This window comes from Streptomyces sp. NPDC085927 (genome assembly GCF_044540975.1).
Taxonomy (GTDB): domain Bacteria; phylum Actinomycetota; class Actinomycetes; order Streptomycetales; family Streptomycetaceae; genus Streptomyces; species Streptomyces hirsutus.
The window spans coordinates 535,683-555,105 of record NZ_JBITSN010000004.1; the positions used below are offsets into that span (position 1 = coordinate 535,683).

The following is a 19,423-nucleotide window of genomic DNA, read 5'->3' on the forward strand; positions in this document are numbered from 1 at the left end:
GGGGCGCGCCCCCCCCCCCCCGCCCGCCCCCCCCCCCGCCCCCCCCCCCCCCCGCCCCCCCCCCCCCCGGCCGGGCCCCCCCCCCCCCCCCGGGGGGGGGGGGCCCCGCCCCCCCCATTCCGTGTTCCGTGCCGTCAGGCGCAGCCGAGCTCGCCGAGCATGCCCTCGCGCAGCCGGCCGATGATCCGCTTGATCAGGCGGGAGACGTGCATCTGCGAGCACCCGAGCCGTTCGCCGATCTCCGCCTGGGTGGCCTCCTCCGCGAACCGCATCCGGATGATCTCCCGGTCGCGGTCGCTGAGCTCGGCCATGAGCGGCGCGAGCGCGTGGAAGTCCTCGACGAGCCGCAGCCCCTCCTCCTCCATGCCGATGAAGTCGGCCAGGACGGACTCGCCGTTCTCGGGGCCGTCACCGGTGAGGGCGGCGTCCAGCGACGACGAGTTGTAGCCGTTCGCGGCCAGCCGGCCCTCGTTGACCTGCTCCTCGGTGATGTTCATCAGCGTGGCGAGCTCGGCGACCGTGGGCTCGCGGTCCAGCCTGCTGGCGAGCTCCTCGCGGGCCTTGGCCAGTTCCACCCGCAGCTCCTGGAGCCGGCGCGGCACGTGGACCGCCCAGGTGGTGTCACGGAAGAAACGCTTGATCTCGCCCACGATGTACGGCAGCGCGAAGGAGGTGAACTCGACCTCGCGCGACAGCTCGAACCGGTCGATCGCCTTGATCAGACCGATCATGCCGGTCTGGACGATGTCCTCCATGTCGTCGCCGCGGCCGCGGAACCGTCCGGCCGCGAACCGCACCAGCGACATGTTCATCTCGATCAGGGTGTTGCGCGCGTACTGGTATTCGTGCGTGCCCTCTTCCAGTTCCGCCAGGCGACGGAAGAACTGACGGGACAGCTCCTTGGCATCGCGCGGAGCGACGGCCCGGGGGTCGACGACTCCGGGCAGGCTTCCGTCACCCGTCCCGGCCTCGGCGTTTCTTTCGACGGCCTGCGCCTGCGAGCGGATCACGGCGGTCTTCATTACCTCTCCCCACGAAAGTCCGATGGACATGTGCCTTGGTCCTTCGGAGTTGCGGCTACCCAGCTTCGTTCCGAACACTCCACCCGACTTTCGCGAATCTTCACGGTGACGCGCAGTGCCGTCCCCTTCACTCAGAGCGGAACGTCGCCCCCTTCCCCTCGGGGCGAGGATTCCTACGCTGGAGGGGTGAGAAACCAAGTGCCCCTCGACGCCCGTGTCGTCCCCCTGCGGCCCGCGCCCGCACGCCGCGCCGCCGCCCCACCGGCTCCGGCCCCGGGTCCCGCCGCTCCCGCTCCCAAGGAGCCGCTGTGGCGCGACCTGGTCGGCGACGTGCTGCGCCGGGAGCGGCTCGCCCAGGAGCGGACGCTGAAGGACGTCGCCGACACGGCCCGGATCTCCATGCCGTACCTGTCGGAGGTGGAGCGGGGCCGCAAGGAGGCCTCCTCGGAGGTCCTCGCGGCCGCCGCCCAGGCCCTCGGTCTGGGCCTGGGCGACCTGCTGTCGCGGGCCCAGGGAGAACTCGTCCGCATCACCAGCCGGCGGGCTCCCGCGGGCCGGAGCACGGCCCGCGCCTCGTACGACGGACTGTGCCTGGCCGCCTGACCCCGGCGCGCCCGTACCGGATCCGGCGCCTCACACACCCACGAGGCGCCGGCTCAGCACCTCGTCGGCCAGGCCGTACGCCACGGCCTCCTGCGCGGTGAACACCTTGTCGCGGTCCATGTCCGCCCGCAGGGTCGCCACGTCGTGGTGCGTGTGCCGGGACAGGACCTCCTCCACCTGGGCACGGATCCGCAGCATCTCCTTGGCCTGGAGCGACAGATCGGAGACCGTGCCCCGCTGCCCGCCCGTGGCCGGCTGCCCGAGGAGCACACGCGCGTGCTCCAGCACGAACCGGCGCCCCGCGTCCCCGCCGGCCAGGAGCACGGCCGCCGTGGACGCGGCCTGCCCGACGCAGTACGTCGAGATCGGAGCCTGCACGAACGCCATCGTGTCGTAGATCGCCATGAGCGAGGTGTACGAGCCGCCCGGGGAGTTGATGTAGACCGCGATCTCACTCTCCGGGGCCGACGACTCCAGATGGAGAAGCTGTGCGATGACGACGTTGGCGACCCCGTCGTCGATCTCGGTACCGAGGAAGATGATCCGCTCGGACAGCAGCCTGCTGAACACGTCGTAGGACCGCTCACCCTGCGGAGTGCGCTCGACGACGTTCGGAATCGTGTACGTCCCCATCGTCACAGCCCTATCCTGCGTCGTGTCGCGGCCGGGCGGACGTCGTCGAGCGACTCCACCACCCGGTCCACCATCCCGTACTCCCTGGCCTCCTCGGCCGTGAACCAGCGGTCGCGGTCGCCGTCCCGGGAGATGGTCTCCACCGGCTGTCCGGTGTGCTCGGCGGTGATCCGCTCGATCGTCCGCTTGGTGAACTCCAGGTTCTCCGCCTGGATCTCGATGTCGGCGGTGGTGCCGCCGATCCCGGCGGACGGCTGATGCATCATGATCCGCGCGTTGGGCAGGGCGAACCTCTTGCCCGGCGCGCCCACGCTCAGCAGGAACTGGCCCATGCTGGCGGCGAACCCCATGGCGAGCGTCGAGACGTCGTTGGGGATCAGCCGCATCGTGTCGTAGATCGCCAGGCCCGCGTGCACGGACCCGCCGGGGCTGTTGACGTACAGACTGATGTCGGTGCGCGGGTCCTCCGCGGACAGGATCAGCAGCTGTGCGCACACCCGGTTGGCGGAAACCTCGTCGACCTGCGTCCCGAGCAGAACGATCCGCTGGGTGAGGAGCTGGGCGGCCAGATGGTCGTCGAACCGGGTCGCAGGAGTGTCGCCCTCCTCGGCCCGGGGCAGCGGGACCGGTGGCCGGCCGGCGCCGAACCCGGCCGTGGGGCCGAATGCGCGTCCGGTGGCGGGTCCGGTGGTAAGTCCGGTACTGAGTGGAGACATCGGCGCTCCCGTGAGGGTCGGTGGGTGGTTGTCCGGTGGTGCGTGGGTGTGCCTGTGCCGTGCGTCGGTACGCGGCCGGTGCGACCGCGTGCCTCCACTCTCGACCGGCCGCGGGGACCCGCGGGGATTTCTCTGCCCGTGGCAGATTCGCCACGGGCAGAGGCCCTCTCCCGGCCCCGGGGACCCGTAACCCCGTGGTGGTTCCGCCGCCGGCCGATGAGTTCCGGGGTCCGGACCGGTCGACACCGATGACCGCGTTCCACGCCCCAGGAGGTATCCATGACCACCGACGGATTCACCACGTGTCTCTGGTTCGACGGCCGGGCCGAGGAGGCCGCGGACTTCTACGTGTCCGTGTTCAAGAACTCCAGCGTCGGCCGCACCCTGCGGTACACCGAGGCAGGGCCCGGACCCGAGGGTTCCGTGCTCACCGTGGACTTCACGGCCAACGGCCAGAGGTTCGTCGCGCTGAACGGCGGACCCGAGTTCAAGTTCACCGAGGCGATCTCCCTGCAGATCGACTGCGCCGACCAGGGCGAGGTCGACTTCTACTGGGACAAACTCGTCGAGGGCGGCGGCGAGCACCAGCCCTGCGGCTGGCTCAAGGACCGGTTCGGAGTGTCCTGGCAGGTCGTCCCCGCCCGGCTGCCCGAGCTGATCGCCGGCCCGGACCCCCGGAAGGCGGCCCGCGCCATGAAGGCCATGATGTCGATGGGCAAGCTCGACGTCGCCGCCCTGGAGAAGGCCTACGCGGGCGAGTGACCAACAGTGCGCAGGGGGCGGGCAGCGGCACGGCCCCGCCCCCGCTGCCCGAGCCCTCGTCCCGTCCCGTCCTGGCGGTGCCGCGACGCCTCGTCCCGTCAGCGCGAGCGGGCGTGCTCCCCGACCACCCGGGTGATCTCCCGTGCCATGCGCAGAATGCCGGGCGAGCGGACCGGGCAGGGCTTCGGCGTCGACGTCGTGGGCGCCAGACAGAAGTGCAGGTAGTCGTCGTCCCGGTGCAGGGCCGTCCGGTCACGGTCCCGCTGGGTGCAGTACTCGGGATGGGCCCGCTCGTAGGCGTCGCAGGGCAGGTGCTGCGACCAGGTGTGGCGCGCCCCCGCCGGACTCACCGCCCTGCCCGCGTCGGCCAGGAGGTCGCCCGAGACGGCGGCCCGCTCCTCGTAGAGCGCGTTCACCCGGCGGACCCGGTCGGGGGTGATCGGGTCGGGACCCTGCAACACCCAGACGACGCGCGGCGGCCGGGCCGCGCCGGCCGCGGCGATCTGCTCGGTGAGACGCCGCGCGTCGGCCGCGTACCGCTCGAGGTACCGCTCGCGGGCGGCGTCGTAGGTGATCCCGTCCATGCAGGGGGTGTAACCCCAGGCGTTGCCCCAGAACTGCAGCACCACGTAGTCCGGCCGCAGCGAACGCACCAGCGCCGCCGCCTTGTCCGCCGCCGGCACCAGGGACCGCTCCGCCGAACCCTCCAGGTAGTCGCACAGGGTGGTGCCCGAGTAGGGCGCGCTGGTGTACCGCGCGCGCAGAGCCCCGCGCAGCTCCCGTCCGAGGACCTCCTGGTTCTCCATCGCGAGGGAGTCGCCGAGGTACAGCACGGTGGGCGGCTTCCCGGATCCGGTGCCGGACGACGACGTGGCACCGGGGGAGGGGGACCCGGAGGAAGCCTTACCGGAGGAAGCCGTCCCCGGGGAGGCCGCGGGCCGCTGGTGCGTGGTGGCCGACGCCTCGGGGAGGGCCGGGGGCCCGGCGGACGGCTCGGACGACGGGTCGCCGCACGCACCGAGCAGCACGGCGGCCAGCGCCACCCCCACGACCCACGGCTTGCGCATACGTGACTCCCACCCCGCCCGGCCAAAAACGGCCCCCCAGGCAAGCACAGCCCGGCCCGCAGGGGAAGACATGCTTCAGGACAGGCCGTTCACCGCGGCCCGGGCGGTTCGGCGGGCGGGTGCGGGCACGGGTGATTAGCGTGAAGGGAGGACCGACCGCTCGTCCGGAGAGGGCACGCCATCATGGCCGTACAGCTCGAGGGAACCCCCTGCTGGGCCGACGTGGTGTTCAACGACGTCGAAGGGGCCGAGGTTTTCTACGGAGACGTCCTCGGCTGGACCTTCGGAGTGTCGTCGCCGGAACTCGGCAACTACACCCAGGCCTACGCCGACGGCAAGGCGGTGGCGGCCGTCGTCCCGCCCATGCCCGGCCAGGAAGGCCAGTCGCAGTGGTGCCTCTACCTCGCGGTCCGGGACGCCGCCGCCACCGCCGTCCGCATCCGGGACAACGGCGGCGAGGTGCTGATGGAGCCGATGCGGGTCGGCGACTTCGGCACGATGTGCCTGGCCCGCGAACCCGGTGGCACCGTCTTCGGCCTCTGGCAGGCCGGCGCCCACGAGGGCTTCGAGGCGACCGGCGTACCCGGCGCGTACTGCTGGGCGGAGATCTGCACCCGGGAACCGGAGAAGACCGACGTGTTCTTCCCCGCGGTCTTCTCCTACAGGTCGAGGCAGCTCGAGGACGAGGCGATCGACTTCCGGCTCTACGAACTCGGCCGGGAGACCGTGCTGGGCCGGATGGGGATGGATGACTTCCCGCCCGAGGTGCCGTCGTACATGAACGTCTACTTCGCCGTCGAGGACTGCGACGAGGCGGCGGCCAGGGCCACCGAGCGGGGCGGCACCCTGCACTTCGGGCCGATCACCACTCCCTTCGGGCGGTTCGCCGCCCTGAGCGACCCGCAGGGAGCGAACTTCTCGGTGATCGACGTCACCACCCTGGGGGGCGGGACGTCCGGCGCCACCGACGTGCCGAACGAGTGATCTGCTCGTCCGGACCGCGCTGACCAGCGGAATCGTCCTGGGAAGCGGCCCAACGGGCTGTCCCGGGCAGGCACCCCGCGTGGCCTGGCGTCCCGCCCGGCCATGGCATGATCGGGCGCATGCGTGAACGTGTTGTGGCCGCGTGCGACGGGGCCTCCAAGGGCAACCCCGGACCCGCGGCCTGGGCCTGGGTGATCGCCGACGCCTCCGAGACCCCGGTCCGCTGGCAGGCGGGCGCGCTCGGCAGAGCCACCAACAACGTCGCCGAACTCACCGCGCTGGAGCGGCTGCTGGCGGCGACCGACCCCGACGTGCCGCTCGAGGTCCGGATGGACTCGCAGTACGCGATGAAGGCGGTCACCACCTGGCTGCCCGGCTGGAAGCGCAACGGCTGGCGGACGGCGGCGGGCAAACCGGTCGCCAACCAGGAACTCGTCGTCAGCATCGACGGACTCCTGCAGGGCCGCTCGGTCGAGTTCCGCTACGTCCCCGCCCACCAGGCCGACGGGGACCGCCTCAACGACTTCGCCGACCGCGCCGCCAGCCAGGCGGCCGTCGTCCAGCAGGACGCGGGCAGCGACGCGGGCTCGCCCGAGCCGCCGCCCTCCCCGGACACCCCGCCCGCCGGTGCCGCCAAGCGCAGGTCCACCGGGGCGAAGACGTCGTCCCGTCCGCGCGGCGGCTCCCCGAACCGCACGATCAAGGCGAAGTTCCCGGGCCGCTGCCTCTGCGGCCGGTCCTACGCGGCAGGCGAGCCCATCGCCAAGAACGACAGCGGCTGGGGCCACCCCGAGTGCCGCACGGCCGAGAGCGCCTGAACACGGCCGAGGCCGGTCCCGCGAACAGCGGGAACGCCAGGCAGCCCTGCTCCCCGTACAGAGCGCGGCCCGCTGCGGCGCTCTGCGGTACGCGAACCCGGGGAACGGGAAGCGCCGGACGAATACGAGGTGAATGCCGATTCACTTGTTAAGGTGAATCGGCATTCACCATGCTCACCGTATTCGCCGAGCTTCCCCTTCCGGCTGGAGTGCCGATGGACCGGGCAGACCGGACAGACCTGGAGGACAGCGCAGACGGGGCCGCGCACATATCCGGGCGGCCGCCGAAGGCGCGCAGCGTCCGGGAACGGCTCACCGTCCCGGTGCTCGCGTTCGGCGGCATCCTCATGGCCGTCATGCAGACCGCGGTCGTCCCGCTGCTGCCCGACCTGCCCCGGCTGACCGGCGCCTCACCCGGCGCGGTCTCCTGGATGGTCACCGCGACCCTGCTGGCCGGCGCCGTCCTGACCCCGGTCCTCGGCCGGGCCGGCGACATGTACGGCAAGCGGCGGGTGCTGATGGCGGCCCTCGCCCTGATGACGGCCGGCGCCGCCCTGTGCGCCCTGTCCTCCGACATCCGGGTGCTCATCGCCGCCCGAGCCCTGACGGGTGCCGCGGCCGCGGTCGTCCCGCTGTCCATCAGTATCCTGCGGGACGAACTGCCGCCCGCCCGCCGGGGCTCCGCCGTCGCGCTGATGAGTTCCACCGTCGGTATCGGTGCCGCCCTCGGGCTGCCGCTGGCCGCCCTGATGGTGCAGTACGCCGACTGGCACGCCATGTTCTGGGCGACCGCCGCACTCGGGGCCCTGGGACTGGCGCTGGTCTGGTGGGTGGTGCGGGAGTCGCCGGTGCGTGAGCCGGGCCGGTTCGACGTGCCGGGAGCGCTCGGGCTCGCCGCCGGACTGGTGTGCCTGCTGCTCGGCGTGTCCCAGGGCGGGCAGTGGGGGTGGGGCAGTCCGACGGTCCTGGGCCTGTTCGGCGCCGCCGTCCTCGTCCTGGCCGGGGGGTGCGTGCAGCAACTGCGCGCCGAACGGCCGCTGGTGGACCTGCGACTGGCAGTCCGGCCCAGTGTCGGCCCGGCCCATCTCGCCGCCCTGCTCGCCGGGTTCGCGTTCTACGCCAACTCGCTGGTCACCGCTCAGCTGGTACAGGCCCCGAAGGCTTCCGGATACGGGCTCGAACTGTCCGTCGTCGCCACCGGTCTGTGCCTGCTGCCCGGCGGGGTCGTCATGCTGGCGCTGTCACCGCTCTCCGCCCGCATCTCCGCCGCCCGCGGACCGCGTGTCACGCTCGCCCTCGGCTCCGCGATCATCGCGCTCGGCTACGCGGTGCGCATCGCGGACAGCCGAGACCTGTGGATGATCATCACGGGGTCCACCGTCGTCGCCGTCGGCACCACCTTCGTCTACTCGGCGCTGCCCACCCTCATCCTGCGGGCCGTACCGGCAGGCCAGACCGGGTCCGCCACCGGGGTCAACGTCCTGATGCGCACGATCGGCCAGGCCGTGTCCAGCGCCGCCGTGGCCGCCGTCCTGATGCGCCACACCAGCCCGGTCGCCGGGCTTCCCGTACCCACCCTGCACGGCTACCTGCTGGCGTTCGCGATGGCCGGCGCGGTCGCGCTCGCGGCCTGCGCGACCGCGCTCGCCCTGCCCCGCGACCCGGACGGGGCCGGGACCCGCCGGGTCTTCGGACGCGGCGGCAAAGCGGTCGGGGACCGGGCGATGGAGGGAGCATGAACGCCGTGAGCACCCCACCCACCCCACCCACCCCACCCACCCCACCCACCCCACCCACCCCACCCACCCCACCCACGCCCCCCGCGCCGGCCGCTCCGGCAGCGCCACCTGTTCCGGCCGCCCCGGTCCGCCGGGACGCCGAGGCCAGCAGGGCCGCCATCCTGCGGGCGACCCGCCACCTCCTGGCCCGGCACGCACACCCCGACATCACGCTCAAAGCGGTCGCCGAACGCGCCGGGGTGAGCCCGCCGTTGATCCTGAAGTACTTCGGCAACAAGGACGCGCTCCTCGCCCGCGTCATGTCCTTCGAGACGGACGCCACCGCCCTGCTGGACGCGCCGCTGGAGGACCTCGGACGGCACATGGTCCGGCAGGTGCTGGTCAGCCAGTCCGAGCACGGCACCGACCCGCTGCTGCGGATCGTGTTCGCGCCCCTGCACGGCGCACGGGGCGACACCATGCGCGCCGACTTCCGCACCCAGGTGACCGAGCGGCTCACCGAACGCCTCACCGGCCCCGAGGCGGGGCTGCGGGCCGAACTGGCCGTCGGTGCCCTGCTCGGCATCGGTGTCATGTACGGACTCGCCCGCGGCACCCATGTGCGTTCCACCGCCGTCGACGTCCTGGTGGACCGGTACGCGCCCGCCCTGCAGGCCCATCTCACCCCCGGGCCGGCCAGGACGGGCGGGCCGGGGGCTGCCGATCGCACGCCCGGCCGTGACGGATGACAGACTGACGCCATGGACGAGCGCACATTCGACAGGTCGGGTCAGCACGCCTCCGTGATCGGTCTCGGCACCTGGCAACTCGGGGCGGACTGGGGGGACGTCGACGACAAGCAGGCCCTCACGGTCCTGGAGGCCGCCGCCGAGTCCGGGGTCACCTTCTTCGACACCGCCGATGTGTACGGGGACGGGCGCAGCGAGCAGACCATCGCGTCGTTCCTGAGCGGACGGCCCGATCTGCACGTACTGGTCGCCACCAAGATGGGCCGCCGGGTCGAACAGATCCCGGAGAACTACGTGCTGGACAACTTCCGCGCGTGGAACGACCGCTCGCGCCGCAACCTCGGCGTCGACCGCGTCGACCTGGTGCAGTTGCACTGCCCGCCGACCTCCGTGTACTCCACCGACGAGGTCTTCGACGCCCTCGACACCCTGGTCGCGGAGGAGCGGATCGCCGCGTACGGGGTCAGCGTGGAGACCTGCGCGGAGGCACTGGCCGCGATCGCCCGGCCGAACGTGGCGAGCGTGCAGATCATCCTCAATCCGTTCCGCATGAAGCCGCTGCGCGAGGTACTCCCGGCGGCCCGCGCGGCGGGCGTCGGCATCATCGCCCGCGTCCCGCTCGCCTCAGGCCTGCTGTCCGGCAAATACACCAAGGACACCGTCTTCCCCGAGAACGACCACCGCACCTTCAACCGGCACGGCGAGTCCTTCGACCAGGGCGAGACCTTCTCCGGCGTCGACTACACGACCGGCGTCGAGGCCGCCGCGGAGTTCGCCGCACTCGCTCCCGAGGGATACACCCCGGCCCAGCTGGCCCTGCGCTGGATCGTCCGGCAGCCCGGTGTCACCACCGTCATCCCCGGCGCCCGCTCGCCCGAGCAGGCCCGCGCCAACGCGCACGCCGCCCGGCTCCCGGAGCTGTCCGGGCAGACACTCACCGCGATCGACGATCTGTACGAGCGGCGGATCAAGAACCAGGTGGAGGACCGCTGGTGACGCACCGGGTGGCAGTCCGGCGGTGAAGGACCGGGCGGGTGCCCGCCGGTGACGGACCCGGTGGAAGCCCGCCCGGGCGCGACCGTGAGGCGGTAAGAGCCCGGGGCGGTGGGCACCCGAGGGGAGGGACGGGCCGAGGCCGTTTCTCACCCCGGGAGGCGCACTGTGTCGCACGCGCAGCAGGGCAAGAGCGGGCGCAGAGGCCGTGACGAGACCGCGGACGAGCGGGCGGACCGAATGTGGCAGGAGCTCATCCAGGAGGTCCGCGTCGCCCAGACGGGCGTCCAGATCCTCTTCGGCTTCCTGCTGACCGTCGTGTTCACGCCCAAGTACGAGGAACTGTCCGACACCGACCAGACGATCTACATCGTCACGGTCGTCCTCGGTGCCTGCGCCACCGGTGCGCTCATCGGCCCCGTCTCGCTGCACCGGCTGGTGGCCGGGAGGAGAGTCAAACCGCAGGCCGTCCGGTGGGCTTCCCGGCTGACCCTGTTCGGCCTCGTCCTGCTGCTCGCCACCACCTGCGCCGCACTGCTGCTGATCCTGCGGGTCGCCACCCGCGACGGCTTCGTCCCGTACCTGGTCGCCGGAGTGGTGGTCTGGTACCTGCTGTGCTGGTTCGTCCTCCCGATGTGGACCCGGTACCGGCACACGGCCCCGTGACGTGCGCGACCACGGGTTCACCGGACCGGGGGAGGGCCGGTGGCCCGAGGCTCAGCGGCCCGTGAGGACCTCCGCGAGGAAGTCGTCGAGGCGGGTCTCCTCGCTGCCGGGCGGGACCGAACGGAAGGTGTCGCTCAGGAAGTCCCCGACCGCCCCGGCCCACGCGAACACCACCGCGTGGTGCCGGCCGCCGTCGGCGTGGGGTTCACCGAGGAACTCCATCCGCAGCTCCCGCCCCACCCCCCTGGACTCCGGGCGAAGCCGCACGTCACCGGTCCCGACCGGTCGGGTGAGGCCGTTGGCGAGCATCTCGCGGTCCAGCTGCCAGCGCGCCAGGACCCGGCCGTCGTGGCTGAAGACCAGCGTGACCGCGAACGGGTCGGCGGGGTCGTGGCTCAGGTGGGCGAGCACGGGAAAGCGGTCCGTGACACCCGCCTGGAGCTCCACCACCAAAGTCTTGTGCACCATCGAGTTCACGAGAGGCCTCCTGGTTGTACCGGCGTAAGGCCCTCTCCTACCCCGAAGGCGAGGAGAATGCTCAGCCGTCCGGGGGATTGATCCGCCCCGCCCCGTGCCGGCCCGCCCGCCGGCCCTCGCCCGGCCGCCCGCCGGGCGAGGGCCTGCGCCCGGCCGGGCGAGGGCCGACGGTGCATCGAGTCCGGGCGGTCGGGCAGGATCCCTCCCATGACTGCCCACCCACTGCCCATCGACGCCCCCGCCGCGCTGGGCGTCGACGCCTCCGGTGTCCACGCCTTCCTCGACGCCCTCGACGACGCCCCGGACATCGAGCCGCACAGCCTGATGATCCTGCGCCACGGCCGGCAGGCCGCCGCCGGCTGGTGGGCTCCGTACACCCCCGAGCGGCCGCACCTGCTGTACTCGCTCAGCAAGAGCTTCACGGCCACCGCCGCCGCCCTCGCCGAGGCCGAGGGGCTGATCGACTTCGACGCCCCGGTCATCTCGTACTTCCCCGAGTTCGAGGCGGACATCACCGACCCGCGCAGCCGGGCGATGCTGGTCCGGCACGTGGCGTCGATGGCGAGCGGCCACGAGACCGAGACCGTGGACGCGGCCTACGCGACCGACCCCGCCGAGCCGGTCCGCGGGTTCCTGCTGCAGCCGCCCGACCACGACCCCGGCACGGTCTTCGCCTACAACCAGCCCTGCACGTACACGCTCGCCGCGATCGTGCAGCGGGAGACGGGACAGCGGCTCACCGACTGGCTGCGGCCCCGCCTGCTGGATCCGCTCGGCATCGGCGAGGCGCCGTGGCAGCGCGACCGCACCGGCCGCGAACTCGGCTTCAGCGGGCTGCACGCCACCACCGACGCGATCGCCCGGCTCGGGCTGCTGTACGCCGACGACGGGATGTGGGACGGCAAGCGCCTGCTGCCCGAGGGATGGGTCGCCAGGGCCTCGCGTCCGCACATACCGACCGCCGGGGCGATGGGGGGGACCGGCCGGCAGGACTGGGACCGGGGCTACGGCTTCCAGTTCTGGATGTCCCGGCACGGGTTCCGGGGCGACGGGGCGTACGGACAGTTCTGCCTCGTCCTGCCCGAGCACGACGCCGTGATCGCCACGACGGCGGCCACCGAGCAGATGCAGCAGTACCTGGACCTGGTCTGGCGGCATCTCGTACCGGCCTTCCGCCCCGGCCCGCTCACCGGGCGGAGCGCCGAGGACCGGGCCCTCGGCGAGCGCCTCGCCCGCCTCGCCCTGCCGCCGGCCGCAGGCGGCCCGGTACCGCCGGAGCGGGTGCGGGACCGGACCACCACACGCTTCACCCCGTACGGCGGGGACTGCGCGGACCAGCCGACGCTCACCGCCGCCGAGGTGGCGGCGGACGCCGGCGGACGCTGGACGCTGAGCCTCGTGGAAGACGGCCACCGCCTCGACCTGCCGCTCGGCGGCGAGGGGTGGGCGGTCTCGGAGCGGCCCTGCCCGACCGCGGTGAGCGGCGGCTGGACCGACGACGGCACCTTCGCCGCGGACGTGGTCTTCCTGGAGACCCCGCACCGTCTCCGGGTCACGTGCTCCCTCACGGACCGGACCTTCACGGCACACTGGCGCACCCGCCCGCTGCGCCGGGCGCCCCTGCACCGGCTGTGCGCACCGCGCGGCTCAGCCTCGGCCGGAGGACGGCCGGAACGTCCGCAGGAACGTCCGTAGCGCCTCCTGGTTCGCGGGTTTCGCCCAGTCGGCGGCCGGGGTCGTCCAGCGCAGCGAGAAGCCGCGTCCACCGCCCAGCAGGAACCCGCGGCCGAAGGTGCGTACCCGGGCGCCGTCATCCGCCGAGAGCCACTCCATGTCGGCGGCCTCACGCCCCTGGTACGTGGTCGCGCGGATCGCGCCGATCCGCTCGTAGCCGGCCGTCCGCTCCAGGGGCGGCTCCACGTCGTCCCGCCACACGGCCACCGGGTCGGTTCCCACCCGCTCGCTGTAGGTGACCGCGAGGGCGCGGGTGCCGCCCTCCGGGCCGAAGGTGACGCGGTAGGCCAGGTCGGAGACACGGGAGGTGTCGAGGCGCTCGAAGTTCTCGGGGAGCGCGACGGAGAAGCCCTCCGGCGCGCGCAGGAGGCTGTAGCCGGGCGGGAGGTCCCCCGTCCCCGGAGGAGCGGGGGTGGGCGGGGCCGGCGTCGGCGCCGGCTCGTCCCGGTCGCCCGGGGCGCCGGACGCCCCGGGTGCGTCCGGCGGGGCGGCCGGAGCGGCGGCGGAGGCGGGCGGCGCGCTCGGCGTGCCGGCGGCGGACCCGGAGTCGGTGCCGGGCAGCCCCTGAGTGGCCGCGACGAGCACGACGAGCGCGACGGTGACCACGGCCAGGGTGGTGCCGAGGACCGCCGTCCGTCTTCTCCCGGTGCGGCCGAGGTCTCCGAGGACGGCGGGGGACGCGCGGCGCAGCCGGAGGCGGCCCAGCACGGCATCAGGGGCCGTGCCCTGGTTCTCCTCCGTGAGCACACGGCCGAGCGCCTCGCGGACCGCCTGTCCGGTCGGCCGTTCCGCCGCGTCCTTGCGCAGCAGTTCCTGGACGACCTGGGTGAGCGGCCCCGCTCGCAGGGGCGCGCGCAACGGCAGCCGGTCCACTGCCTTCAGCGTGGCCTCCGCCCGCCCCCGATCACGGAAGGGCGGGCGCCCCTCGACCATCGTGTGGAGGAGCGCGCCCAGCGCCCACAGGTCCGCCTCGGGCCCGGCGTCCTCGCCACGGGCCTGCTCCGGCGCCGCGTACGACGGTGCCGTGAGCCGGAGGGCCGGGCCGGTGCCCGCCAGGCCGAAACCGGTGACCACGACCGGACCGGTCTCCCGCACGAACACCTGGCCGGGGCCGAGTTCGCCGTGGGTGACGCCCGCGCTGTGTGCGGCGTCCAGTACGTCGAGCAGCTCCAGCCCGATGCGCGCGGCCCGAGCGAAGGCGAACGGGCCTTGTTCGGCAAGGAGTTCGCCGAGAGGAATGCCGTCGACCCAGACGGCGGCGGTCCACAGGAAGCCGTTCTCGTGGACGGAGTCGACGACCGCGGCGATCCGGCCGGGGCACAGCCGCGCCATCATCCCGGTCGCCCGCAGGACATGGGAGGGAGCGTGACGCACGGCCTCGCCCGGGTCCCCGGGCAGCGCGACCTGCGTGACCAGGCAGGGGCGGCCCGTCCCGAGGTCGTCGGCGTACCAGCAGACGTGGTTGGTCTCGCGGTGGATGATCTCGACCAGCCGGTACCGCCCGGCGACCGGCTGGTGTGTGGAGACGTGCGCCCTGCCCATGGCCATCCCTCGTCGAAGCCGCTGCTGTCCGCCTTTCCCAGTGGTACGCGGGACCGCACGGCCTTCGTTCAAGCGGTGGCGCCCGAATCCCGGCTCCGACGCATTCCTGTCCTTCGGTCAAACTCGGGTCGCTCTTCGAACCCGGTCCCGCGTCGGGGAGGGCGACGGACAGGGCGTCACGGACAGGGCGCCACGGGCGGCCCGGCCGGGAGGCTCAGCGCAGCCCGAAGCGGGAGGCCCAGGCGATCATGTCGCCGGTGGTCGTATTGCCCCCGCACACCACCAGCCCGATCCTGGCCCCCTCGCCGACCCGCTCCAGCACCCGCCGCGCGGCGGGCAGCAGACAGCCCGCGGCCGGCTCGGTCCACACCTTGGCATGGTCCGCCAGGTCGAGCGAACCTCGCACGGCCTCCCGGTCGGACACCACCAGCACCTCGGTGACCAGCGCCGACACATGCTCGTACGTCAACTGCGACACGGCCGGGGCACTGAGCGTGGAGACGATCGAGGACAGCCCGACCGGCACCGGTCCGCCCGCCGCGAGGGCCTCGGACATCGCCTGGGCGCCCTCCGTCTCCACCCCCCAGATCCGGATCCCGGGCCGCCGGGCCCGCAGCGCCGCCGCCACACCGGAGATCAGCCCGCCGCCCCCGATGCTCACCAGGACGTCGGTCAGGTCACCGGCGTCGTCGGCGAACTCCAGTCCCACCGTGCCCTGTCCGGCGATCACCACCGGGTCGTCGAAGGGGTGGACGAGGGTCAGCCCCTCCTGCCGGAGCCGCGCCGTCAGCGCGAACGCGCCGTCCATGTCGTCGGCCAGCCGCACCGACGCGCCGGCGGTCTCCGCGACCTCCACCGACCGCGCGGGCGCCGACCTCGGCATCACCACCGTGGACTTGACGTCGAGGGCGGCGGCCATGACCGCGACGGCGATCCCGTGGTTGCCGCCGCTCACCGCCACGACCCCGGCGGCCCGCTCCGCCTCGCTCAGCGACAGCAGCTTCGCCACCGCGCCGCGTGCCTTGAACGAGCCGGTGCGCTGCAACAGTTCCAGCTTCGCCGTGACCGGAGCGCCCAGCAGCGCCGACAGCCCGGGGCTCGGCACCGTCGGCGTCCGCACCACGTGCCCGGCGATCCGCCCGGCCGCGGCCTCGATCTCCACCATCCCGATCACCACAACCACCCTCTCCGGCACGGGGGACATGATCCGCACCGGGACGAACCCTGACCCGGCCGGACCACCGAGGTCAACACGGTTCGCCCGAGGCACGGCCGCGCCCGGGGCCGGAGCGGGTGGCCGGGACGGACCTCAGTGCTGCTGTGCCTTCGCCGGCGTGGCCTCGCTGGGCCGCACGATGACGTACCCCTCGCCCTGCAGCACCAGTTGTACCGCCTCGCCCGAGCCGCCGCGCAACATCGAACCGAGCGACTGCGAGCGGTGCAGGGAGGTCGACAGCCCCGCCGTCCAGCCGACGATCGCGTCCGTGTCGACGTGGACCGGGTACTGCGGGGACACCGGGAGGACCAGCGGGTCGCCCTCGCACACCAGACCCAGGAGGCCGTGCCCCGTGAAGACACTGTTGAACAGGCCGCCACCGGTGATGCCGGCGCCCTTCACGGTCGCGATGCGGTACGACAACGTGGAGTCGAAGCACAGGACGTTGCGGCCGTTGACGGTGAACTCGTCGCCGGCCTCGACCTGGACGATGAAGCAGTTCTGCGCCTCGTGCGCGAACCAGGCCTCGCCCTGCCCCCGCACCGCCATCAACGGCAGCCCCTCGCCGGTCACCGCGCGCTTGAGCATGCCGCCCACGCCCTGGCCCTTGCGCTCGAACTGGAGCCCGCCACGGTAGGCGATCATCGCACCCTGCCGGGCGTGCATCTCTCCGTTGACCACGTAGCGGATGCATTTGGCGTTCTCGACCGTCATGCCCGGAGCCGAGGCGGGCTGCACCATGTGCCGGCTGGAAAACAGATCACCCTTCATGCAGGCATCCTCGCCCGGAGGAGCCGCTTCCGCCAAGGGCCGGCGGCGGCCGGGGCCTGTCCGGCGGGTCAAGTCGGAGGCAATGGACGGTATCTGTCCGGATGGGGCCGGGCGGGCCCGGTGCGTTCAGCCGCGAGGCGGAGGAGGGCGAGCAGGCCCCCGCGTCTCCGGCATGACCCGCCGGACAGGCCCTAAGCGCCGAAGAGCTGGGTCCAGTACGTGCCGGCGCGGCCGCCGCCCGCGAAGCCGACGCCGATGTGGGTGAAGTCGGGCTTGAGGATGTTGGCGCGGTGGCCGGGGCTGTTCATCCATCCTTCCACCACCTCGGCGGCCGACCGCTGGCCGCAGGCGATGTTCTCGCCGATGGTCCGGCGCGCCGAGCCCGCGGCGGCGGCCCGGTCCCAGGGCCGGCTGCCGCCGGGAGCGGTGTGGGAGTAGAAGTCGCGGGCCACCATGTCGGCGCTGTGCGCCTGCGCGGCCGTGACGAGCAGCGGATCGACGGCCAGGGGCGGCAGTCCGGCCCGGGCGCGCTCCCGGTTGGTGCGGTCGACCACGTCCGTCACCGTCCGGGCCAGGCCGGCCGGGGTGAGCGGGACGGCCCACAGCGCCGTCCAGTAGACGTCACCGGCGGTGCCGTCGCCCGCGTGCGCCAGACCGGCGTGGGTGAAGGCGGGACCGTGCAGGGTGCGCCGGGACGGCTCGTTGCTCAGGCAGTGGGCGACGAACTCGGCGGGGGTGCGCGGACCGGACACCAGATGCTCGCCGACGGTGAGATAGGCGTATCCGGCGGCGACGGCCCGCTGGTGGACGGAGACGCCGTCCCGGCTCTCGACGGCGAGGTGCCGCTGTGCCGCCATGGCCTCGGTGTGCGCACGGGCCGCCGCCATCAGCCGTGCGTCGAGCGCGATCGGAGGCGAACCCGCTTCGGCCCGGGCGGAGTTGACCGGACCGAGGTAGCCCGCCGGATCGGGAACGGCCGACGGCGCCGCCGCAGCCGGAACCCCGGCCGCCCCGGGCTCCGTCCCGTCGAGCACGTCGACGCCGAAGTCCCGGGCGAGGCCGGCCAGTCCGTCGGCGTACCCCTGGCCGAGGGCGCGCAGCTTCCAGCCCTCGCCGCGCCGGTAGATCTCCGCGAGGAGCAGCACCGACTCCTGCCCGGGGCGCGCCGGTGAGAACCGGGCGAGAAAGCGCCCGCCGGCGCCGGTGACCTGGAGGGCGGGCGGGGGCAGGTCGCTCAGCGGGACGGCGGGGTCGGCGGCACTGAGGGCCACCGTGACCCGGACGGCGCCGGGCCGCAGGGCGTCCGGGTCGACGGTGAGCGTGTCGCCGTGCAGGCGGGCGCCGGGGGCGGACGGCTGGTTGAAGAACACGAAGTCGGCGTCGTCCCCGACCTTTCCGTCGTCGCCCGTGATCAGCGCGGACACGTCGTAGGGGCCCGGCACCCGGACGGTCACCGTGCCGCCCGGAAGGGCCAGATTGCCGCCGGGGACCAACTCGCTCATCGCGCCGCCCTGCTGTCGTCAGCCGTCAGTGGTCCGTCGTCACGGACCGGTGGGGGTGCCCGGACAACGGCCGGCGGCGGGCGCGGGTTCCCGGGACGGTCAGCCGGGCGAGGCCCCCGTTCCCGCGGGTTCCGTTCCCCCTGGTCGCGTCCCCGCCGTGGTGTCCTCGTGCCACGGTGCCGCAGCGGAGCCCCGCCGGACCGCCGTTTCCTTGCCGCAGAAGGCGGACTCCAGTGTGCCCAGCATCGTGCTCATCACCGGGGCGTTGTTCGAGGTGGTGGCGAGCGCGGTGAGGCTGCGCCCGCCGTCCTTCGAGGTGAACGCGTAGGTGTAGTAGCCCTGGACGGCGCCGGTGTGCCCGTACACGGACACCCCGCACGACAGATCGCGGCGCCGCAGCCCCAGCCCGTACGCCTGATCCGTGCCCGCGGGGACCCAGCGCTGCATCTGCGCCAGGCCGGCCGCCGAGGTGAGCCTGCCGGCGAGCAGCGCCGACAGGAAGGTGTTGAGGTCCCGGGCGCTCGAGACGACGGCGCCCGCGCTCTGTGCCCAGGACACCGTCTGCTCAGTGGCGTCGACGAGTTCCGTCGCCGGTGCGTCCGGGGTGAGGTAACCGCGCGTGTGGCGGCCGGGGATCGTGGTGCGGGGATGCGGGTAGGACGTGTCGCCCAGCCCGAGGGGGGTGATGATCCGGTTGCGGTATTCGGTCGCGAGGGAGTGGCCGGTCAGCTTTCTGATGAGCAGGCCCGCGACGACGAAGTTGGTGTTGGAGTAGCTGTAGGCGCCGCCGGGGGCGGTGGTCCGGGGGTGCTTCAGCGACAGTTCCACCAGCCGGGTCAGGGTGAAGGTCTTGGTACGGACCGCCTCGAAACCGGGAACGGTCCGCGCGAACAGGTCGTCGGTGTAGTCGTACAGCCCGCTGCGGTGGCTCAGCACGTGGCGGACGGTGATCCGGTCGTCGGGCAGCAGTCCCGGCAGGTGGCGGTCGACCGGGTCGTCGAGCTTCACCTTGCCCTCGTCGGCCAGTTGCAGGACCACCACGGCGGACATGGTCTTCGTGACGCTGCCGATGCGGAAGCGGTCGGTGGTCGCGATGGCCCGCCCGGTCCCGCGATCGGCGAGGCCGAAGGACGTCCGGTGCACCGTGCCGTGGTCGTCGATCCGGGCCAGGGCGCCGGGCGCGCCCTGCGACCGTGCCGTGCGCAGCACACTCCCGAGACCGGCCGGGTCGGGGGCGGGCAGCGTCGTGGTCACCGAGGGCCGGGCCGTGTCCGGAACCGGGGGAGCGGCATGCGCCGCAGCCGCCGGGAGGGTCAGGGCGGCCACTACGGCGGCCGTCCCCCTGCGCATCGTCGTCGCTGAGACCATTCGGCTGTTCTCCCGTGTCCGCCGGCCATCCGTCACCTGACTGTCGGCAGCGCACAGTTGCCCACCGTGCCGGACGTACCGG

At 73.2% G+C, this 19,423-nt stretch carries 19 protein-coding genes; 9 read left to right on the forward strand and 10 right to left on the reverse strand.

The features are described from left to right. Nucleotides 1-134 precede the first annotated feature (134 nt). Nucleotides 135-1,022, reverse strand: a complete 888-nt coding sequence (locus ACIF80_RS14335; RefSeq protein ID WP_399803989.1) for a SigB/SigF/SigG family RNA polymerase sigma factor — start codon at nt 1,020-1,022, stop codon at nt 135-137. 186 nt (nt 1,023-1,208) lie between these two features. Here ACIF80_RS14335 and ACIF80_RS14340 point away from each other — a divergent pair, with 186 nt between their 5' ends. Beyond that, nucleotides 1,209-1,625 carry a helix-turn-helix domain-containing protein gene (locus ACIF80_RS14340; protein ID WP_399803793.1) on the forward strand — a complete coding sequence of 139 codons (417 nt, stop codon included), beginning with the start codon at nt 1,209-1,211 and terminating at the stop codon, nt 1,623-1,625. Between the two features lie 30 nt (nt 1,626-1,655). On the opposite strand, the gene ACIF80_RS14345 is transcribed toward ACIF80_RS14340, so the two are convergent. Then, entirely contained in the window at nt 1,656-2,258 is a 603-nt protein-coding gene (locus tag ACIF80_RS14345) for a ClpP family protease (protein WP_399803992.1), read from the reverse strand. A 2-nt stretch (nt 2,259-2,260) separates the two neighbouring features. After that, complete coding sequence (locus ACIF80_RS14350) at nt 2,261-2,974, reverse strand: ATP-dependent Clp protease proteolytic subunit (protein WP_399803795.1); 714 nt, start codon at nt 2,972-2,974, stop codon at nt 2,261-2,263. Nucleotides 2,975-3,253: 279 nt separating this feature from the next. On the opposite strand from ACIF80_RS14350, the gene ACIF80_RS14355 reads away from it, so the two are divergent. Further along, the gene (locus ACIF80_RS14355) at nt 3,254-3,736 is read left to right on the forward strand and encodes a VOC family protein (protein ID WP_399803798.1); all 483 of its coding nucleotides are present in this window, start codon (nt 3,254-3,256) and stop codon (nt 3,734-3,736) included. A 98-nt stretch (nt 3,737-3,834) separates the two neighbouring features. Here the strand turns inward: ACIF80_RS14355 and ACIF80_RS14360 are convergent, their stop codons facing one another. Next, nucleotides 3,835-4,803 carry an SGNH/GDSL hydrolase family protein gene (locus ACIF80_RS14360; RefSeq protein ID WP_399803800.1) on the reverse strand — a complete coding sequence of 323 codons (969 nt, stop codon included), beginning with the start codon at nt 4,801-4,803 and terminating at the stop codon, nt 3,835-3,837. Between the two features lie 183 nt (nt 4,804-4,986). On the opposite strand from ACIF80_RS14360, the gene ACIF80_RS14365 reads away from it, so the two are divergent. From ACIF80_RS14365 to ACIF80_RS14390, 6 genes are all read left to right on the forward strand, one after another. Beyond that, nucleotides 4,987-5,787, forward strand: coding sequence for a VOC family protein (locus tag ACIF80_RS14365; protein WP_399803803.1), 801 nt, complete (start codon nt 4,987-4,989; stop codon nt 5,785-5,787). 107 nt (nt 5,788-5,894) lie between these two features. Next, on the forward strand, nt 5,895-6,605 hold the full coding sequence (locus tag ACIF80_RS14370) for a ribonuclease H (RefSeq protein WP_399803806.1): 711 nt from the start codon (nt 5,895-5,897) through the stop codon (nt 6,603-6,605). A gap of 215 nt (nt 6,606-6,820) precedes the next feature. Then, a complete protein-coding gene (locus ACIF80_RS14375) occupies nt 6,821-8,344 on the forward strand; it encodes an MFS transporter (protein ID WP_399803809.1) in 1,524 nt (507 codons plus the stop codon). Then, on the forward strand, nt 8,341-9,072 hold the full coding sequence (locus tag ACIF80_RS14380; RefSeq protein WP_399803811.1) for a TetR family transcriptional regulator: 732 nt from the start codon (nt 8,341-8,343) through the stop codon (nt 9,070-9,072). The genes ACIF80_RS14375 and ACIF80_RS14380 overlap by 4 nt, the downstream gene beginning before the upstream one ends. Nucleotides 9,073-9,084: 12 nt before the next feature. Then, nucleotides 9,085-10,068, forward strand: coding sequence for an aldo/keto reductase (locus tag ACIF80_RS14385; RefSeq protein ID WP_399803813.1), 984 nt, complete (start codon nt 9,085-9,087; stop codon nt 10,066-10,068). Nucleotides 10,069-10,233: 165 nt separating this feature from the next. Further along, a complete protein-coding gene (locus ACIF80_RS14390) occupies nt 10,234-10,731 on the forward strand; it encodes a DUF6328 family protein (RefSeq protein WP_399803816.1) in 498 nt (165 codons plus the stop codon). 51 nt (nt 10,732-10,782) lie between these two features. On the opposite strand, the gene ACIF80_RS14395 is transcribed toward ACIF80_RS14390, so the two are convergent. After that, entirely contained in the window at nt 10,783-11,208 is a 426-nt protein-coding gene (locus ACIF80_RS14395; RefSeq protein WP_399803818.1) for an SsgA family sporulation/cell division regulator, read from the reverse strand. 207 nt (nt 11,209-11,415) lie between these two features. Here ACIF80_RS14395 and ACIF80_RS14400 point away from each other — a divergent pair, with 207 nt between their 5' ends. Next, nucleotides 11,416-12,903, forward strand: a complete 1,488-nt coding sequence (locus tag ACIF80_RS14400) for a serine hydrolase domain-containing protein (protein WP_399803821.1) — start codon at nt 11,416-11,418, stop codon at nt 12,901-12,903. Here ACIF80_RS14400 and ACIF80_RS14405 read toward each other — a convergent pair. The 5 genes from ACIF80_RS14405 to ACIF80_RS14425 all read right to left on the reverse strand — a co-directional run bounded on the left by ACIF80_RS14405 (nt 12,856) and on the right by ACIF80_RS14425 (nt 19,341). Continuing rightward, nucleotides 12,856-14,484, reverse strand: a complete 1,629-nt coding sequence (locus ACIF80_RS14405) for a serine/threonine-protein kinase (protein ID WP_399803823.1) — start codon at nt 14,482-14,484, stop codon at nt 12,856-12,858. The genes ACIF80_RS14400 and ACIF80_RS14405 overlap by 48 nt on opposite strands. A gap of 214 nt (nt 14,485-14,698) precedes the next feature. Next, nucleotides 14,699-15,658 carry a threonine/serine dehydratase gene (locus ACIF80_RS14410; protein WP_399803995.1) on the reverse strand — a complete coding sequence of 320 codons (960 nt, stop codon included), beginning with the start codon at nt 15,656-15,658 and terminating at the stop codon, nt 14,699-14,701. Between the two features lie 135 nt (nt 15,659-15,793). Continuing rightward, nucleotides 15,794-16,471 (reverse strand): AIM24 family protein, encoded by a 678-nt coding sequence (locus ACIF80_RS14415; RefSeq protein ID WP_399803825.1) that lies wholly within the window; start codon nt 16,469-16,471, stop codon nt 15,794-15,796. 191 nt (nt 16,472-16,662) lie between these two features. Further along, entirely contained in the window at nt 16,663-17,973 is a 1,311-nt protein-coding gene (locus ACIF80_RS14420) for a CAP domain-containing protein (protein WP_399803827.1), read from the reverse strand. A 99-nt stretch (nt 17,974-18,072) separates the two neighbouring features. Continuing rightward, nucleotides 18,073-19,341 (reverse strand): serine hydrolase domain-containing protein, encoded by a 1,269-nt coding sequence (locus ACIF80_RS14425; RefSeq protein ID WP_399803830.1) that lies wholly within the window; start codon nt 19,339-19,341, stop codon nt 18,073-18,075. Between the last annotated feature and the right edge of the window lie 82 nt (nt 19,342-19,423).

Excerpts from the sequence above, each read along its gene's own strand:
- ACIF80_RS14405 (WP_399803823.1), bottom strand. The coding sequence starts at position 14,484 with ATGGGCAGGGCGCACGTCTCCACACACCAGCCGGTCGCCGGGCGGTAC.
- ACIF80_RS14385 (WP_399803813.1), top strand. The coding sequence starts at position 9,085 with ATGGACGAGCGCACATTCGACAGGTCGGGTCAGCACGCCTCCGTGATC.
- ACIF80_RS14355 (WP_399803798.1), top strand. The coding sequence starts at position 3,254 with ATGACCACCGACGGATTCACCACGTGTCTCTGGTTCGACGGCCGGGCC.
- ACIF80_RS14415 (WP_399803825.1), bottom strand. The coding sequence starts at position 16,471 with ATGAAGGGTGATCTGTTTTCCAGCCGGCACATGGTGCAGCCCGCCTCG.
- ACIF80_RS14370 (WP_399803806.1), top strand. The coding sequence starts at position 5,895 with ATGATCGGGCGCATGCGTGAACGTGTTGTGGCCGCGTGCGACGGGGCC.
- ACIF80_RS14375 (WP_399803809.1), top strand. The coding sequence starts at position 6,821 with ATGGACCGGGCAGACCGGACAGACCTGGAGGACAGCGCAGACGGGGCC.
- ACIF80_RS14400 (WP_399803821.1), top strand. The coding sequence starts at position 11,416 with ATGACTGCCCACCCACTGCCCATCGACGCCCCCGCCGCGCTGGGCGTC.
- ACIF80_RS14420 (WP_399803827.1), bottom strand. The coding sequence starts at position 17,973 with ATGAGCGAGTTGGTCCCCGGCGGCAATCTGGCCCTTCCGGGCGGCACG.
- ACIF80_RS14335 (WP_399803989.1), bottom strand. The coding sequence starts at position 1,022 with ATGAAGACCGCCGTGATCCGCTCGCAGGCGCAGGCCGTCGAAAGAAAC.
- ACIF80_RS14425 (WP_399803830.1), bottom strand. The coding sequence starts at position 19,341 with ATGGTCTCAGCGACGACGATGCGCAGGGGGACGGCCGCCGTAGTGGCC.
- ACIF80_RS14350 (WP_399803795.1), bottom strand. The coding sequence starts at position 2,974 with ATGTCTCCACTCAGTACCGGACTTACCACCGGACCCGCCACCGGACGC.
- ACIF80_RS14345 (WP_399803992.1), bottom strand. The coding sequence starts at position 2,258 with ATGGGGACGTACACGATTCCGAACGTCGTCGAGCGCACTCCGCAGGGT.
- ACIF80_RS14380 (WP_399803811.1), top strand. The coding sequence starts at position 8,341 with ATGAACGCCGTGAGCACCCCACCCACCCCACCCACCCCACCCACCCCA.
- ACIF80_RS14365 (WP_399803803.1), top strand. The coding sequence starts at position 4,987 with ATGGCCGTACAGCTCGAGGGAACCCCCTGCTGGGCCGACGTGGTGTTC.
- ACIF80_RS14360 (WP_399803800.1), bottom strand. The coding sequence starts at position 4,803 with ATGCGCAAGCCGTGGGTCGTGGGGGTGGCGCTGGCCGCCGTGCTGCTC.